General features: G+C 56.7%; 13 protein-coding genes. 10 read left to right on the top strand and 3 right to left on the bottom strand.

Going from position 1 to position 17,146, the window contains the following annotated elements; all coding sequences use genetic code 11:
- Window positions 1-275: 275 nt before the first annotated feature.
- Window positions 276-1,805 carry a sensor histidine kinase gene (locus ACO0LO_RS06675; RefSeq protein WP_422963411.1) on the top strand — a complete coding sequence of 510 codons (1,530 nt, stop codon included), beginning with the start codon at window positions 276-278 and terminating at the stop codon, window positions 1,803-1,805.
- Between the two features lie 57 nt (window positions 1,806-1,862).
- Here ACO0LO_RS06675 and ACO0LO_RS06670 read toward each other — a convergent pair whose 3' ends face one another.
- A complete protein-coding gene (locus tag ACO0LO_RS06670) occupies window positions 1,863-2,834 on the bottom strand; it encodes a thymidylate synthase (RefSeq protein WP_422963410.1) in 972 nt (323 codons plus the stop codon).
- Window positions 2,835-3,151: 317 nt separating this feature from the next.
- Between ACO0LO_RS06670 and ACO0LO_RS06665 the strand changes: the two genes are divergently transcribed.
- The 8 genes from ACO0LO_RS06665 to ACO0LO_RS06630 all read left to right on the top strand — a co-directional run bounded on the left by ACO0LO_RS06665 (window position 3,152) and on the right by ACO0LO_RS06630 (window position 13,565).
- Window positions 3,152-3,817, top strand: coding sequence for a DUF5610 domain-containing protein (locus tag ACO0LO_RS06665; protein ID WP_422963409.1), 666 nt, complete (start codon window positions 3,152-3,154; stop codon window positions 3,815-3,817).
- A gap of 734 nt (window positions 3,818-4,551) precedes the next feature.
- Entirely contained in the window at window positions 4,552-5,049 is a 498-nt protein-coding gene (locus tag ACO0LO_RS06660; RefSeq protein ID WP_422963408.1) for a dihydrofolate reductase, read from the top strand.
- Complete coding sequence (locus ACO0LO_RS06655) at window positions 5,042-5,611, top strand: DUF4337 domain-containing protein (RefSeq protein WP_422963407.1); 570 nt, start codon at window positions 5,042-5,044, stop codon at window positions 5,609-5,611. The genes ACO0LO_RS06660 and ACO0LO_RS06655 overlap by 8 nt, the downstream gene beginning before the upstream one ends.
- A 23-nt stretch (window positions 5,612-5,634) precedes the next feature.
- Window positions 5,635-6,435, top strand: a complete 801-nt coding sequence (locus tag ACO0LO_RS06650) for a MipA/OmpV family protein (protein ID WP_422963406.1) — start codon at window positions 5,635-5,637, stop codon at window positions 6,433-6,435.
- A 263-nt stretch (window positions 6,436-6,698) separates the two neighbouring features.
- Window positions 6,699-8,969, top strand: a complete 2,271-nt coding sequence (locus ACO0LO_RS06645) for an Orn/Lys/Arg decarboxylase N-terminal domain-containing protein (protein WP_422963405.1) — start codon at window positions 6,699-6,701, stop codon at window positions 8,967-8,969.
- Window positions 8,970-9,223: 254 nt separating this feature from the next.
- Entirely contained in the window at window positions 9,224-10,120 is an 897-nt protein-coding gene (locus ACO0LO_RS06640) for a flagellar brake protein (protein ID WP_422963404.1), read from the top strand.
- A gap of 247 nt (window positions 10,121-10,367) precedes the next feature.
- Entirely contained in the window at window positions 10,368-12,110 is a 1,743-nt protein-coding gene (locus ACO0LO_RS06635; RefSeq protein WP_422963403.1) for a DUF1800 domain-containing protein, read from the top strand.
- A 12-nt stretch (window positions 12,111-12,122) separates the two neighbouring features.
- Entirely contained in the window at window positions 12,123-13,565 is a 1,443-nt protein-coding gene (locus ACO0LO_RS06630; RefSeq protein ID WP_422963402.1) for a DUF1501 domain-containing protein, read from the top strand.
- 66 nt (window positions 13,566-13,631) lie between these two features.
- Here the strand turns inward: ACO0LO_RS06630 and ACO0LO_RS06625 are convergent, their stop codons facing one another.
- Window positions 13,632-14,351, bottom strand: coding sequence for a superoxide dismutase (locus ACO0LO_RS06625; protein WP_422963401.1), 720 nt, complete (start codon window positions 14,349-14,351; stop codon window positions 13,632-13,634).
- 224 nt (window positions 14,352-14,575) lie between these two features.
- Entirely contained in the window at window positions 14,576-15,517 is a 942-nt protein-coding gene (locus ACO0LO_RS06620) for a glutaminase (protein WP_422963400.1), read from the bottom strand.
- 207 nt (window positions 15,518-15,724) lie between these two features.
- Here ACO0LO_RS06620 and ACO0LO_RS06615 point away from each other — a divergent pair, with 207 nt between their 5' ends.
- Window positions 15,725-17,026 carry a UDP-N-acetylglucosamine 1-carboxyvinyltransferase gene (locus ACO0LO_RS06615; protein ID WP_422963399.1) on the top strand — a complete coding sequence of 434 codons (1,302 nt, stop codon included), beginning with the start codon at window positions 15,725-15,727 and terminating at the stop codon, window positions 17,024-17,026.
- Window positions 17,027-17,146: the final 120 nt, after the last annotated feature.

Raw genomic sequence — 17,146 nt, 5'->3', positions numbered from 1 at the left:
AGCTTGCCCGTGATGCAGAGAAGATAATACAAAAGGCCTATAGGTACAGACAAGATATCGCACTCAGTGCGTATTGCGGGGGCCATGCGGATCGCATGTGGCATTGCGTTTGGAGTAGTTTTCAGTTCGAGGGAATTACGCCGGGCTGACCTTCTAAATTCGCTCATCAGAAAGTGATGCACAAGGATCTTGCAATGCAGTTTCGACATCTCTTATCTGCCGTCCGCAGCCGAATCACTCTCAGGTCAGCCATTATCTCGGCGGTTTGCGTAGGATTGATTTTCCCTTCGGCCATCCTGATCCCTTTCCATCTTCGCACGATCGAAAACGCGGCCAAAATACGCATGGCCGAAGACCACAAGCGCCTGGCCGATATCCTCGCGGTTATCCTGAGCGAGCCCCTGTGGCAGATCACCCCCGAAATTGCCAATGTCTCCAGCGAAGTTGTCTATTCCGATGAGCGCGTTGCCAAGATTGAAGTGATCACGCTTCCGGACCACAAGAATTTCATTACCAACGACAAACGCATGGCCACGCAGACCGGCCCGTTCATGACCTTGTCGCATGAAATCAAGCACGGCGAGCAGGTCATTGGCGAAGTCAAACTGACAATGGCGGAAGACCTGCTGCTGGAAAGCCTGCGCTCCGACCGCAACCGCTACGCGATTACCGCCGCGCTGTCGCTGATCATGGCAATCGCCTTTATTCTGCTGGTGCTGCAATGGCGGCTGGTGCAACCTATCCGCGTACTGATGAGCGAGTCCGACCGCCTTGCCAACGGCGAGCTGACGGAACCGATCTCGCTGAACCGCGAAGATGAACTCGGCCACCTGGCGCTCAGCCTGGAAGCAACGCGGCAAGCACTGCAACGCTCCTTCTCCGACCTGGAAGTCAAGAACCAGCAGCTGCTGGAATATTCAGGCACGCTGGAATCAAAGGTCAAGCTGCGCACGCAGGAACTGGAAAACGCCAACCTCAACCTCGAATCGGCGCTGGCCAACGTCAACAGTGCGCAAAACGAACTGGCGCGCGTGGAACGCATGGCAGCGCTGGGTTCCATGGTGGCCGGCGTGGCGCACGAGCTGAATACGCCGCTGGGCAATTGCCTGCTGGTGGCCAGCACGCTGGAAGAAGAAACCAAGAATTTGCTGAACTTGCTGGAACAAGGCGCGATGCGCCGTTCCGACCTGAGCCGCTACGCCGCCACTGCCGCGGAATCGACCAAGCTGCTATTGCGCGGCCTGCAACAATCTGCCCGTCTGGTCGGCGACTTCAAACAGGTTGCGGTAGATCAGTCCAGCGCCCAGCGTCGGCAGTTTACCTTGCTGGTCATGCTACAGGAACTGGCTGCCCTGCTGCACTCCAGCCTGCGTAAAACGCCATTTACGCTGGAGCTGGATATTCCGGCCAATATCGAGCTGGATAGCTATCCCGGTCCCTTGGGCCAGGTATTTACCAACCTCGTCAATAATGCGGTGGCGCATGGGCTGGACGGCCGCAGCGAAGGCCACATGCGCTGCTTCGCTCAGCAACAGGGCGACCATGTACTGATCGTTTTTGAGGATAATGGCAAAGGCATTCCTGCCGAGATCATCAACCGTATATTTGAGCCCTTTTTCACGACTAAATTCGGCCAGGGCGGCAGCGGGCTAGGCCTCAGCATCACCTTCAATATCATCAGCAATGTGCTGGGCGGCGAAATCCGTGTTTCCAGCGTGATGGGCCAGGGATCGCGTTTTGAAATCAGCATCCCGCTGACTGCGCCCGGCAGCACAGAATCCAACAACCCCCTGTTGAACCACTAGATACCTGGGCCGGAAGCGGCCAGGTATGCACATCCGGCGGCAAGCCGCCGGATGCTGCTATACAGCCATAGGTGCGGTAAGGAGTGCGTGGTGTTCGTATTGCTCCAGGATGAAATCCGAAGGCTCGATTTTTTCCAGCCATTCCGGTTCGTATTTGCCTGTCACCGCATAGTCGGGAACCCGGTCGGCGATCTTCAGCACAGGCAAAGGCAGTGGTTCACGCTGAACCTGCTGTTTCAGCATATCCAGATGGTTTTCATAAATATGGGCATCGCCGATAAAATAGGTAAACCATTTCGGCGTATACCCGGTCAGGCGGCCTACCAGATGAAGCAGCGCAGCACCTTCGGCCATATTGAAAGGCGCGCCCAGGCCAATATCATTGCTGCGAATGTACAGGCAGAGCGACAGCTCTTTGGTTCCGGCATCGGGAATAAACTGGTATAGCAGATGGCAGGCAGGCAGCGCCACGGCATCCAGATCGGCGCAGTTCCAGCCGTGAAAAAGTATGCGGCGGCTTCCCGGGTTGTTGATGATGGCATCCAGGCACTCCCGGAGCTGGTCAACCGCCTTATACAGCAACACCTTATTCACGCCGGTGTCCTGGAGTTCGGACACCACGCGGAACCCATGCTCCTGGGCCGCACTGATCTGGTCCGCGCGTGCCACATCAATCAGCTTGTAGGCCGGCCATTCCCGCCATTGAACGCCATAGACAGGGCCAAGGTCATCCAAGCCTTCCCGGAACGGGTTGGCGAGCCACTCCTTGTTTTCATTGGCGTTCTGGTCCCAGACCTTGCAGCCCAGCGCGCGAAAGTCTGCGGCGCTGCGTGATGCGCGCAAAAAGCCGACCAGCTCCCCGACCACCGATTTGAATGCAAGTTTCTTGGTTGTGACTGCCGGAAATCCTTGCGACAGGTCAAAGCGCATCATGGCGCCGGGAATACGTATGGTCCTGGTGCCTGTGCGGTTTTCCTGCCAGCTGCCGGTTTCGATAATGGTATTTACTAGGTCGAGGTACTGTTTCATTTGTTTTGGATAGGTCAGCAAGGCGTGTTGCGCTGTCAATAAAGCAAGCATCTATGTAATGCTTAATACATCGCCAGCGGGCGTTAACGCTATTTTAACTGACTCGCGGAAGGCCTGATTATTTTCTGCGAATCGGCGCCCCCGGAAGTATTAGTGGAATCGGATGCCATTGAAATTGGTCAAAAATGAAAAAATGACTATAGTTTTTCCAAAGCAAGCCGTTACTACAAAGGTAACAAACATGGGCGCGATGGAACTTTTTCATGTGACCCGCCTCAGCGCGATCCGAAGCCCAATTCAGCCTTACAGGAATAGTCATGACAAGTGCGGCGTCATTTAATAATACCAGCGCAGCGGCACAGGCAAGCCAGCGCATCATCGCCAGCAATCCCGCAACGCTGAAAAAATCCCCTCTGCCAGCCTCCTACACCGGTGCATCTGTCAGTGCTTCGGCCAGTACCATCGTGACGATCAACAGCAAGAATGATCCTATGCCGCTGTTATATAAGTCGGCAATCAATGCAATCAACGAGGCCCTGAAGTCCGGTTCCGGTACGGATGCGCTGCAAAAAGCCGCAGGCGGCGACAATACGCCGGATGGAACGGCCGACCGCATCGTCTCCATGGCAACCGGCTTTTTTGGCGAATACCAGAAGCAACATCCGGATGAAGACTCGACGACAGCGCTGAGCAATTTCATGAACCAGATACGGAGCGGCTTTGAAAAAGGCTTTGCAGAAGCCGGCAACATACTGATGAGCCTGGGCACAATGTCCGACAAGATCTCCGCCAGCCTGCACAAAACGCATGATCTGGTGACAAAGGGCTTCGACGATTTTGAGTCAGCGCAAAAAGCGGCGATCGCCTCAGGCAAGGCGCCAGACTCGGCTGACGGATCCTCTCCAGCAAGTGCGGCGGGATCTGCCGGCTCCTCTACATCGGACCAGGCACCGCAAAAACAGCCGGATACCGTATCCACCTGAAACAGCCAAATCAGGGGTGTCTGGACAAGATCAAGTCAACGATCTTGGCTGGATGGCAAGCCGGGCTCGCGCAAGGCTTGTGTCTTTAAAGCGACATCCATCACAAATTTTCTTTGTCATCCAAGTTGCCAGTTAAGCATCAAAATCATCGAAATAGCCCGCTGGCCTCCGTATAAAGCCTGCTTAATTTGGACGCTGGCGAGCCTGCGTTCTGCCAACGGGCATGCAGGCCGCTATTCACCGAATAATCTTTTGCCGGTAACGATAGTATTGCCTATTTTACGCACCAAACTGGTCCTTCCCTGCCCGCCATACGGGTGCGGGATTGCAGATTGGCAAGCCCTGCCCTGTTATAATGGGGCACATGTCGGTGGCAATATCATTGATCAAATCGATGGGCATATCGGACGAGAATTGATGCAGGCGAAATCTTGGACGGGTGGCATTTGCCATCTATACTTCAGTTAACTGGAGCAACTCCAGGAATTTGCCGCCACACCCCTCATTCGCTATTTGCTGATCACGCGCAAGCCGGTTTCGATTTTTGAATACAAGTTTAAAGAATTAAAAATCACGGACTCTCAGTGCTGCACGCAGGCCATGGCACATTTTGCCGAAACTGCGGGTTGATTGTCGCTGTATTTGGTAGCCTGTCTCCATGTTGTAAAACTAGGCAAATCCACTGGTTGCAGTTTTCGCCAGGCGCTAGTATCCAGTCGTTAACAGTCATTACTATGTCATCACTCACTATTATTGTTGCAACGGATAGCAATATGGGTATCGGTATCAACAATACCCTGCCCTGGAAGCTGCCCGAAGATATGGCGCACTTCAAGAGCACCACGTCCGGTCACGCCGTGATCATGGGTAGAAAAACCTTTGATTCTATCGGCAGGGCCTTACCGAACAGGCGCAATATTGTCGTCTCCCGTAATCGCGAATGGCGCCACGAGGGCGTGGAATGCGTGCATACGCTGGATGAGGCGGTACGCCTTACCAACGGCGCCGACGCTTTCGTCATCGGCGGCACACAGATCTATGAACAGGCGCTACCGCTGGCGGACAAGCTGGTCGTCACCGAAATTCACCGCCGTTTCCAATGCGATGCTTTTTTTCCCGCTATTTCTTCGCAAGAATGGACGGAAACATCCAGGGAAGCACGGCGCTCCGAGCAAACCGATTTTACCTACGCGTTCGTAACGTATAACAAAAACAGAGGAATTCATGTCTGAATCAGGTTTCCACGTACACGGCCCGCACGACCATGAACTGGAACATGCGGCCCATGGCAATGATGATTTCGCCAGCAGGATCGCCGTCATGACAGCGATCATGGCGACAGTAGGCGCCCTATTCGGCTACCAGGGCGGTGCCACGCAAAACGATGCAGGCATGTTCAAGAACGATTCGGCAATCAGGAAAACTGAAGCGTCCGATCAGTGGAATTACTACCAGTCCAAGTCCAACAAGCAAAACCTGGCGGAACTGGCGCTGACGCTGCCTGGCGTCAATCCGGACAAGTACAAGGCGGACATAGAACGCTACAAGACTGAAAAAGAAGACATCAAGAAAAAGGCGGAAGCATTAGAAGCTGAAGCGACTGAATTCGAGCATAAATCGGAAGCAGCACTGCATCAGCACCATCGCTGGGCGCAGGCAATGACGGCCGTGCAGATCGCCATTTCCCTTGCTGCGATCACTTTGCTGACGAAGAAAAAATGGCTGCAATATGGTTCATACGGCGTAGCCGGCCTGGGAGTCGTACTGGCCGTACTGGCCTGGCTGCATATCTGACAGGATAGGCAAGAGGTATAAGAATGAAAAAAATACTCTGTTTTGCGCTGCTTTCCGCTGCCTTGTCCGGCGCGCTCCCCGCTTTTGCCCAGAGCGAGGAATTCGCACAGCTCACGCCGCCCGGCGCTGGCGGCAAGGATGTCAATTTTTCACTGGGAGCGGCCTTGCTGTCGCTGCCGCGCTATACGGGGTCCGACCAGCGCAGGCTGGCTGAATATCCGCTGTTTGATGCGCAGTGGAAGAACGGCGCCTTTGTCAGCCTGGTCTCCGGCCTGGGATACAACCTGTCCAAAGATCCCACCATCCAGTATGGTTTGCGCGTGACGGTCGAACCCTCGCGTGACGAATCGAGGTCCGGCCGCCTGCATGGGCTAGGCGATGTCGATGCGGCACTGGAGCCCGGCGTGTTCTTTAATTACGTGCCCACCGCGAACTACGCACTGGTTTCGTCGCTGCGCTACGGTTCGGGCGTGGACCGGAACGGCTTGCAGCTTAGCCTCGGTGGCCGCTATACCACGGCATTGAACAATAAGCACCGCCTGTCCGCGACGCTGGATGCCAACTGGGCCAACTCCAACTACCAGCAGTCGTATTTCGGCGTGACGGCTGCACAGGCCGCCGCCAGCGGCTACACGCAGTTCACGCCATCCTCCGGCATTACCGATATCCGCCTGGGCGCAAACTGGAACTGGAGCATAGATTCCAAGTGGTCCCTGATCACAGGCGCTTCGGTCAAGCATCTGGTGGGAGATTCCGCCAGGAGTCCGTTCGTAGACCAGAAAAACCCGGTTTCCGTGTTTTCGGCGGCCAGCTACAGCTTCTGAGCCTGCCCGGAGTGCCTGAAAGCGTCTGACTCCCTCCTGACAATGCACGGCAGGCCGTGCAATACGGCCGCTTAGTGTGACCGGACCATGAAATTTTCGCGCTGGGGCCGGATTTGGGATTTTTTTTCACATCTCCGCCCCCATATCTGAGAAAATTCGGTCTTTGAATTTTTCGGCGCGCAAGCGGTTGCTATAACCGGCCTTCTTATTGATCCCGGTTAACTTGCCCAGGCGTCTCCCTTTCATGTTTTTTGGAGACCTCCATGAAATTCCGCTTCCCTATCGTCATCATTGACGAAGACTTCCGTTCAGAAAATACTTCCGGCCTCGGTATCCGCGCACTTGCCGATGCGATGGAAAAAGAAGGCATGGAAGTCCTGGGCGTGACTAGCTACGGCGACCTGTCGCAGTTTGCGCAGCAGCAGTCGCGCGCTTCCGCATTCATCCTGTCCATCGACGATGAAGAGTTCGGCGGCGGCACTGACGAAGAGACCGATCACGCACTCAAATCGCTGCGCGCCTTCGTCGAAGAAATTCGCTACAAGAATTCCGATATCCCCATCTATCTGTACGGTGAAACCCGCACTTCGCGGCATATCCCCAACGATATCCTGCGCGAATTGCACGGCTTCATCCACATGTTTGAAGATACGCCGGAGTTCGTCGCGCGCCATATCATCCGCGAAGCCAAGTCCTACCTGGACGGCCTGGCGCCGCCGTTTTTCCGCGCGCTTGTCCACTACGCGAATGACGGCTCCTATTCGTGGCACTGCCCGGGCCACTCGGGCGGTGTCGCCTTCCTGAAGTCGCCTATAGGTCAGATGTTCCACCAGTTCTTCGGTGAGAACATGCTGCGTGCTGACGTCTGCAACGCCGTCGAAGAGCTGGGCCAGCTGCTGGACCATACCGGCCCGGTCGCCGCATCCGAACGCAATGCGGCGCGCATCTTCAATGCCGACCACTGCTATTTCGTCACCAACGGCACATCCACCTCCAACAAGATGGTGTGGCATTCCACGGTAGCGCCCGGCGACATCGTCGTTGTGGATCGCAATTGCCATAAATCCATCCTGCATTCCATCATCATGTGCGGCGCCATCCCGGTGTTCCTGATGCCTACCCGCAACCACCTCGGCATCATCGGCCCTATTCCGCTGGAAGAGTTCACGATGGAAAGCATACGCAAGAAGATTGAAGCCAATCCTTTTGCGCGCAACGCCAAGAACAAGAAGCCGCGCATCCTTACCATCACGCAGTCCACCTATGACGGCGTGGTGTACAACGTGGAAACATTGAAGGATATGCTGGACGGCGAGATCGATACACTGCATTTCGACGAAGCCTGGCTGCCGCATGCAACCTTCCACAACTTCTACAAGGACATGCATGCGATCGGCAAGGATAGGCCGCGCGCCAAGAAGTCGATGATTTTCTCGACGCAGTCCACGCATAAACTGCTGGCCGGCATTTCACAGGCTTCGCAGATCCTGGTCCGCGAATCCGAGACCGTGCAACTGGACAAGGACAGCTTCAACGAAGCCTACCTGATGCATACCTCCACATCGCCGCAATATGCGATCATCGCCTCCTGCGACATCGCAGCAGCAATGATGGAAGCGCCGGGCGGCACCGCTCTGGTGGAAGAGTCCATCCTGGAAGCACTGGATTTCCGCCGCGCCATGCGCAAGATCGACCAGGAATGGGGCAAAGACTGGTGGTTCCAGGTATGGGGACCGGATACCTTCGCTGAAGACGGCATAGGCTCGCGTGAAGACTGGGTTATCCGTGCCGAAGACGACTGGCACGGCTTTGGCAAGCTGGCGCCCAATTTCAACATGCTGGACCCGATCAAGGCGACCATCATCACGCCGGGCCTGTCGCTGGAAGGCCAGTTCGGCGAGACCGGCATACCTGCGTCCATCGTCACCAAGTACCTGGCGGAACACGGCGTTATCGTGGAAAAAGCAGGCCTGTATTCGTTCTTCATCATGTTTACCATCGGCATCACCAAGGGCCGCTGGAATACTTTGCTGACCGCACTGCAGCAGTTCAAGGACGATTACGACAAGAACCAGCCTATGTGGCGCATCCTGCCTGAGTTCGCCGCGGCCAACCCCCGTTACGAAGGCGTGGGCTTGAAAGACTTGTGCCAGGGCATCCACCAGGCCTACAAGGCCAATGACGTGGCACGCCTGACGACGGAGATGTACCTGTCCGACATGCAGCCGGCAATGAAGCCTTCGGATGCGTTTTCCAAGATGGCACACAAGGAGATCGATCGCGTATCGATCGATGAGCTGGAAGGCCGTGTCACATCCATCCTGCTGACGCCCTACCCTCCAGGCATTCCGCTGCTGATCCCCGGTGAACGCTTCAACAAAACAATCGTCGATTACCTGAAGTTCGTGCGCGATTTCAATGAAAAATTCCCCGGCTTTGAAACGGATTGCCACGGCCTGGTCAGAAAAGAAGTCGACGGCAAACGCGGCTATTACGTGGATTGCGTCAAGGTCGGCGCCGAAATATCGAGCTGATAGCGAACGACATCATCAACGCTGCCGGCCCCGCATGGACAGGGTAGATTGAGCAAAAAGGGCGCCTGAATACCCCAGGCGCCCTTTTTTATGTTCGCTAATAGCAACATCGTGCGTTTTTCATGCTTGCTCCGTGTCCTACAAGCATTGTTTCAATATATTATATTGCCCATATATATCGGTCCTGCAAGGCTTTCATGCCCCTCTGCGCCGGATACGGTAACGGGTTAAAAAATAAAATACTCAGGCTCTAGATGGAAGAATCCTCAGCATTAACGGCGCTCAAACCAACCGACATCAGCGTCGGCCAGCCGCTGCCCTGGCCGGTATACGACGTGCACGGCAATCTGATGTTCGAATCGGGCATGATCATAGAAACCCAGCACCAGCTGGAACGGCTGGTTGTCAGCGCATATTGCATGGATTCCCTTTGGAATACCGTTCCCGCGAAACCAGCTGCTGAAACGCCGCCGGCTCCTGAGCAAAAAGAAGAAGAAGCCCGGGACCAGATGATAGACCTGGACAGCGTGCGCTGGAACGTTGGCGAAAAGCTGTTCCTGCAGATGCAGGACAATGCTGCAACCAGGTTCACGGTCAAGATGATTGGCTTCCTGAAAGGCAAATCCATTATCGTATCGGCGCCGATGAGCGATGGCGGCGCTCCCCGCATCAGGGAGGGCCAAGTATTTATCGTGCGTGCTTTCACCGGCAAGACGGCTTATGCCTTTACTTGCGCTGCATTGAAATCGGTATTCTTCCCCTACCCCTACCTGCACCTGTCTTATCCTATCCAGGTCCGTAGCACCGTCATCCGCCAGGGCACGCGCGCCACGGTCAAGATCATTGCTTCGATCACGATAGGCGACCCGGAGCAGACCGCAGCGGCACTGCTGAACGACCTTAGCACCGGGGGTGCTTCCGGGGTCATCAAAAAAATCGTCGGCGAAAAAGGCGATACCGGCACCATCAAATTCAAGGTCAGAGCTGCCGGCAATGATGAGATTCTTACCCTCAACATCATCCTGCGTTCCATAGAGCAAATGGAAAACGGGGATGGCTACCGCTACGGCTTTCAGTTTGCCGACCTGGATACCCAGTCGCGCCTTATATTGTCCGCCTTCGTCCATCAAACCCTGGTAGAAGCGGATTAGCAAGCGAACAATACGGGATACGCCCTAAACGTATCCTTGTCCCTTCCGCACAACACTCCTGCCCGCCCGTCGTCTTGCCCCACCGCTGCCATCTCTTCCGTTTGCCGTCGTAACGCCGGCTAAATGCGGACTTCACATTACATTTGGTCAATCGAGTTACTGAAAGTAACACTTATTGCTTCGCTCAAGTAATTTAAGAATGTTACTTTGCGTTACTCATTCAACCCCACTTGGGCGGGAACAGATCATGTTGAAATTAGCTATGCGGGCAACGCTGGCGGCAGTATTCCTTTTAAGCCTTGCATCTTGCGGCGGCGGGGGCAGCAGCGGAAGTTCTACTGCCGGCGCCAATCCAGGCAGCCCCACCGGCACCACGCCTCCGTCAGGAGGCAGCAGCGATCCTGTCACCGTCCCCGCTCCCACTTCTGCGCAGGCGTCGCGCTTTCTGGAGCAGGCCAGCTTCGGCCCCACCAGCGCGGATATCGCTGCGGTCAGCACCGGCGGCTACTCGGCTTGGCTGGACGCGCAATTCATCAAGCCGCAAAAGCTGCATCGCAGTTATATGGATAGCATCAGCGCGACGCTGACCACGGGCCAGACACTGAGCCAGAACAATTTCTTTGAGTCTTTCTGGCAGCAGGCAGTCACGGGGGATGACCAGTTGCGCCAGCGGGTTGCGTTTGCGCTGTCGCAGGTTTTCGTGGTCTCCTTCCTGGACAGTACGGTGGCCAATTTTCCACGCGGCGTCGCTTCCTACTACGACATGCTGGGCACGAATGCCTTCGGCAATTTCCGCGACCTGCTGCAGGCCGTCACGCTGCATCCGATGATGGGCATTTACCTGACGTCCATGCGCAACCAGAAGGAATCCGGCGCGCGTATTCCGGACCAGAATTATGCCCGTGAAGTCATGCAGCTATGCACGATAGGCCTATACCAGCTGAACCAGGATGGCACTGTCAAAATGGCCAGCGGCAAGGCTATGGAAACCTATACCAATGACGACATCAGCGGCCTGTCCAAGGTGTTTACCGGCTGGAGCTGGGCCGGCCCGGACAAGAGCGACACGCGTTTTTTCGGCGGCAGCCCCGACGTGGATCGGGACTGGAAGCCGATGCAAAGCTATCCAAAATACCATTCCACGTCGGTCAAATCCTTTCTCGGCGCTACCGTGCCTGCACAAGGCTCGGCCGATCCTGAGGCCAGCCTGAAGGTGGCGATGGATACGCTTTTCAACCATCCGAATGTCGGCCCCTTCATTGGCAAGCAATTGATACAGCGCCTGGTGACCAGCAATCCCAGCCCGCAATACGTAAGCCGTGTGGCGGCAGTGTTCGCCAATAACGGCCAGGGCGTGCGCGGCGACATGAAGGCGGTCGTCAAGGCCATCCTGATGGATAGCGAAGCCAGGGACGATTCCACATTGTCCAACCCGAGTGCAGGCAAGCTGCGCGAGCCAGTCATCCGCCTGGCGAACTGGATGCGCGCCTTCAATGCCAAGTCCACGTCGGCGCGCTTCCTGATGGGCAGCCTGGATGATCCTCTGACTGCCCTCGGGCAAACACCGATGCGCTCTTCGTCGGTATTCAACTTCTACCGTCCCGGCTATGTGCCGCCCAATTCCGGCATTGCAGCGGCCGGGCTGGTCGCGCCCGAAATGCAGATCACCGGCGAAACCACCGTGGTCGGCTATCTGAACTTCATGCGCGATGTGATCCCCAACGGCACAGGCTCCGCGCGCGACATCAAGCCTGACTACACGGCCGAACTGGCGCTGGCGGCAACGCCGGACCAGTTGGTGGACAGGGTCAGCCTGCTGCTGACGGCGAGCCAGATGTCGGCCACGCTACGCAACCAGATCATCGCCGCGGTCAGTTCGGCCGCCGTCCCTGCCGGCACCGGAACCAATGTCGACACAGCCAAAAAGAACCGGGTCAGCCTTGCGGTATTCCTGACCATGGCGTCACCAGAATACCTTGCACAGAAATAAGCGGAGAACATCATGTCCAATAAACCGAATGCTTCACGCCGCGAATTTTTACGTATGGCGTCCGCGCTGTCTGTCGCCGGAACGGCCGCGCCCTTTGCGCTGAACCTGGCCGCCATGGGGTCTGCTGCCGCGCAGACAGCGCCGGGCGACTACAAGGCGATTGTCTGCCTGTTCCTGTTCGGCGCCAATGACCACGCCAATACGGTATTGGCCACAGACAGCAGTTCCTGGAGCCAGTACACAAGCGTACGGACGACGACCGATGCCGGCTCCATCGCACTGCCGGCGTTGGGTGCACAGGGCGGCGTCATTCCCATTGTGCCAAAGACCGCGCAGGCAGGCCGCAGCTTTGCACTGCACCCGAACATGACGGAAATGAAGGCGCTGTTTGACAAAGGCCGGGCTGCCGTCGTCAGCAACGTAGGTCCGCTGATCGTGCCGACGACACTGGCCCAGTACAAGGCTGCCAGTGTTCCCCTTCCGCCCAAGCTGTTTTCGCATAACGACCAGCAGTCGCTGTGGCAGGCCTACGCGCCGGAAGGTGCGGCCTATGGCTGGGGTGGGCGCATGGGCGACCTGATGGCGGCCAACAATACCAATACCATCTTCACCGCCATCTCCACGGCAGGCAATGCCGTGTTCCTCGCGGGGAAATCAGTCAACCAGTACCAGGTCAGCGCCTCAGGCGCAGTACCGATAGGCGGGCTCACGGGCACACTGTTCGGATCTGGCAGCGCTGCGGGCAGCTTCCGCTCCATCATCACTGGCGATACGTCCAACCTGTTCCAGAAAGAATATGCGGCCGTCACCAACCGCTCCATCAATGCGCAAAGCCTGCTGAGCCCGGCGATGGCACCGGCCGGTACCGGCGGCGTGCCCAATCCTACGCAATATACAAACCCGAACACCGGCGCGCTGGCCAACAACTCGCTGGCGACGCAGCTGCAAACGGTCGCCAGGATCATCGCCGGCCGCAGCGCACTGGGCGCGAAACGCCAGGTGTTCTTCGTCAGTCTCGGCGGCTTCGACACCCACGATTTCCAGAAGACGGCTCAGGCCGACCTGCTGGCACGCCTGTCGCATGCGGTCTCCTATTTTGACGGAATGATGAGCAATCTGCAGGGCGCGGATTTAAGCAGCCAGGTAACCCTGTTTACCGCTTCCGATTTTGGCCGCACCTTCACCAGTAATGGCGACGGCACGGACCACGGTTGGGGCTCGCATCATTTCGTCGTCGGCGGCGCCGTCAAAGGCGGCAACATCTATGGCGACTTTCCGGTTACTGGCCTGAAGCACAGCCTGGATGTGGGGTCTGGCAGCCTGCTGCCGCAATTTTCGGTCGACCAGTATGGCGCGACGATGGCGAACTGGTTCGGACTAAGCACGACCCAGATCAATGACGTCTTCCCGAATATCACCAACTTCACGACCCGCAATATCGGCTTCCTCGGATAATCACAAGGGCAAAAAAAAAGGCGGACCTCACAGTCCGCCGAACACTCTTGCTTGAAATGACAGAAATCAGACGCCCAGATTTTCTGCAGCAAAACCCCAGTTGATCAGCTTATCCAGCAGTGCATTGGTGTAGTCCGCGCGGCGGTTCTGGTAGTCAAGATAGTAGGCATGCTCCCAGACATCGATCGTCAGCAACGGCTTCATGCCCTTGGTCAGCGGCAGTTCCGCGTTGGGTGTGCGCACCACTTTCAGTTTATCGCCATCTTGCACCAGCCATGCCCAGCCGCTGCCGAACTGGCCCAGCGCTGCCGCCGCCAATTCCTTCTTGCAGGCATCCACGCTGCCAAAAGAAGCTTCAATTTTTTGCTTCAGCGCCGCTGGCGGTTCACCGCCGCCACTGGGGCGCATGCTGCGCCAGTAGAAAGTATGGTTCCACAATTGCGCCGAGTTATTGAAAATGGCAGTTTTGTCCGCCTGCCCGGCTGTCGCCAGAATGACTTTTTCCAGCGGCATGTCTGCATATTCTGTGCCGACGATCAGCTTGTTCAGCGTATCGACATAGCCCTTGTGGTGCTTGCCGTAATGAAAACCTATGGTATTGGCCGAAATCACCGGCGCCAGCGCATCTTCTGCATAAGGAAGGGACGGCAATACATGGGTAGTCGCAGCAACAGCAGATAATGGGAAACCTCCTGCCGCGACCGCCAGCCCCGTACCTAAAGCCGACATCAGGAAATGGCGGCGCTTTAATTCGGGGAATTGCTCATGCTTTTCTGTGCTGCTCATATTCTCTCCTTGATGGGCGAGGTAACCTGTCTGGGTGCATCCCTATGAATGCAGGCGTATCTTGCCATGCTATATAAATAACGGCAATGAGGTAATGGAAACAGTTTGTTAAGGGCAAATAAACCTTGTCGCGCCGCGAAATACCTTGAGCCGGATTGCGGCATGCCGGTATTGACCGCTCGGCCATGATGTTGATGGAAGAAGGTGGAGCGGAGCTGAAAAACCTAGAAAATCGAGCGCGAAGTCAGCGTCGTGAAGCGTTCCAGCGCATAGGTGCCTGCCAGCGAGTTGCCGGTATGATCCAGGCTGGGAGACCATACGGCGACTGCCAGTTCGCCCGGCACCAGTGCCAGTATGCCGCCGCCGACGCCGCTCTTTGCCGGCAGGCCGACGCGGTAGGCAAAATCCCCGGCCGCATCATAGGTGCCGCAAGTCAGCATCAGCGCATTCAGCCGCTTGGCAGAGCTGGCATCCAGTATCTGCGTGCCGCTCCAGGGGATGGTGCCGTGCTGCGCGAGGAAAGCGCCGGCCTTTGCCAGTTCGGCGCAAGTCATCGTGATCGAGCACTGGCGGCAGTAGCTGTCGATGACGGTCTTGACGTGGTTATGCAGATTGCCGAAATCCTTCATCAGATGGGCGATCGCATAATTGCGGTGCGCGGTCGAGCGTTCCGAACGTGCCACTGCAAGATCGAAGTCCACCGTATTTTCATCGGCGATCATGCGCGCAAACTGCAGCACGGCGATGTCCGACTGCACAAAGCGGGTCGACAGGATATCCGTCATCACCAGGGCGCCCGCATTGATGAAAGGATTGCGCGGCTTGCCCTTCTCATATTCCAGCTGCACCAGCGAGTTGAACGGGTTGCCGGATGGCTCCCTCCCTACCCTGTTCCAGATGCTGTCGCCTTCGCGCGAAAATGCCAGCGCCAGCGCAAACAGCTTGGTCACGCTTTGCAGCGAAAATTTTTGATGGGCGTCGCCGATGGAATAGGTTTGCCCATCCAGACAATACACTGCCATGCCGAAATGATCCGGAGATACCTTGGAAAGCTCGGGAATATAGGCAGCTACTTTACCTTGTGACAATAAGGGCTGCACTTCCGAGCAGATGGTCTCCAGTATCGCGGCGTAGTCGGGAGTATCCGGCAGTTCGGTAGTCGGCATGGGCAAGCGCATAGAAAGCGGGACCGCCAGCTTAGCCCAGATATGGCTTATTTGAAAGCGTCTGTAAATATACTTGCAGCCCCTCCACCCTTGTCCTTCAATAAGGGCTGGCCGGGGCGCACGAAAATAAGTGCCGCTGCATGCCGCCCGTGCCGCGCAATGCGATAATATGTCCGTCGTCCTTTAACTCATTTGCATGCCCGAATTATGTCTAACCTGATTGTCTATGGCGGCCGCCCCCTGAGCGGCGAGATCATCCCCTCCGCCAACAAGAATGCCGTGCTCCCCATCTTGTGCGCGACCCTGCTTACCGACCAGCCGCTGCGGCTGATCGGCGTGCCGGAGATTACCGACGTCAAGAAGATCCTCGATATTTTCCGTACGCTGGGCAGCGACGTGTCGGTGGATTTCTCCACCGGCATCCTCGACCTGCACCACCGCACTACCACGTTCGACCCCGTGACGCATCGCTTACCGGAAGAGATGCGCTCTTCCATCATGCTGGTGCCGCCGCTGCTGGCCCGTTTCGGCGTGGCGCGGTTGGAAAACGATGTCAAGGGCTGCACGCTGGGCGTGCGCGAGATTGACCCCCATGTGGAAGTATTCGAACGCTTCGGCGCCCATATCGAACGCACTCCCGGTTCGCTGATCGTACGCACCGAAGGCCAGATGGCCGCAAACCAGCACTGGCTGGATTATGCCTCCGTTACCACCACCGAAAATTTTGTGCTGTGTGCCGCCTCGGCCAACGGCACCTCGACGCTGGTGAACGCCGCTTCTGAGCCGCACGTACAGGAATTCTGCCGCTTCATGGAAATGCTGGGGGTGCCGATCAGGGGCATAGGCACGTCGCATGTGGTCGTGGAAGGTGGACACAAGCTGGGCGGCGGAGAATTCCGCTTCAGCGAAGATTTTCATGAAATTGCAACCTTTCTGGCGCTGGGCGCCATCACCGGCGGCAATATCGTGGTCAAGAACAGTGCGCCGGAACAATTTCCGCTGATAGACCGCACCTTTGCAAAATTCGGCGTGACAGTAGAGCATCGCGACGGCTGGTCGCGCACCGTGCTGGACGGACCGCTGAAGGTGCGTCAGCCGTTTACGCAAAATATCCTCACCAAGGTGGAAGCTGCGCCGTGGCCTTACCTGCCGGTCGACCTGCTGCCCATCTTTATTGCATTGGGCGTCAAGGCGGAAGGCAGCGTCATGTTCTGGAACAAGGTCTATGACGGCGCCCTGGGATGGTCGGGCGAGCTGTCCAAATTCGGCGCCCATGTGTTCCAGTCCGATCCGCACCGGCTGATCACTTTCGGCGGTCTGCGCCTGAGCCCCGCGACCGTGGAAAGCCCTTACATCATCCGTGTGGCGATTGCATTGCTGATGGTGGCGGCCAGTATAGAAGGACGCTCCGAAATCACGAATGCGCTGCCGATCCGGCGCGCGCATCCCCGTTTTGTTGAAAACCTGCGATCCGTCGGCGCCAACGTGGAATGGACAACCAGCGAATAGCCATTGCCCTTGTAGCAACAGACCTAGTATGGCTGGAGCCTGCCCCGCACTCCAGCCATAACTTTATGGCGGCTACGATATGCCAATTTTGCATGGGACATTTTTACTGCATTTGCGTAC

The sequence above is a fragment of the Undibacterium sp. TJN25 genome (assembly GCF_049339885.1).
Lineage (GTDB): Bacteria > Pseudomonadota > Gammaproteobacteria > Burkholderiales > Burkholderiaceae_D > Undibacterium.
This window is presented reverse-complemented; position numbering and strand designations above follow the sequence as displayed.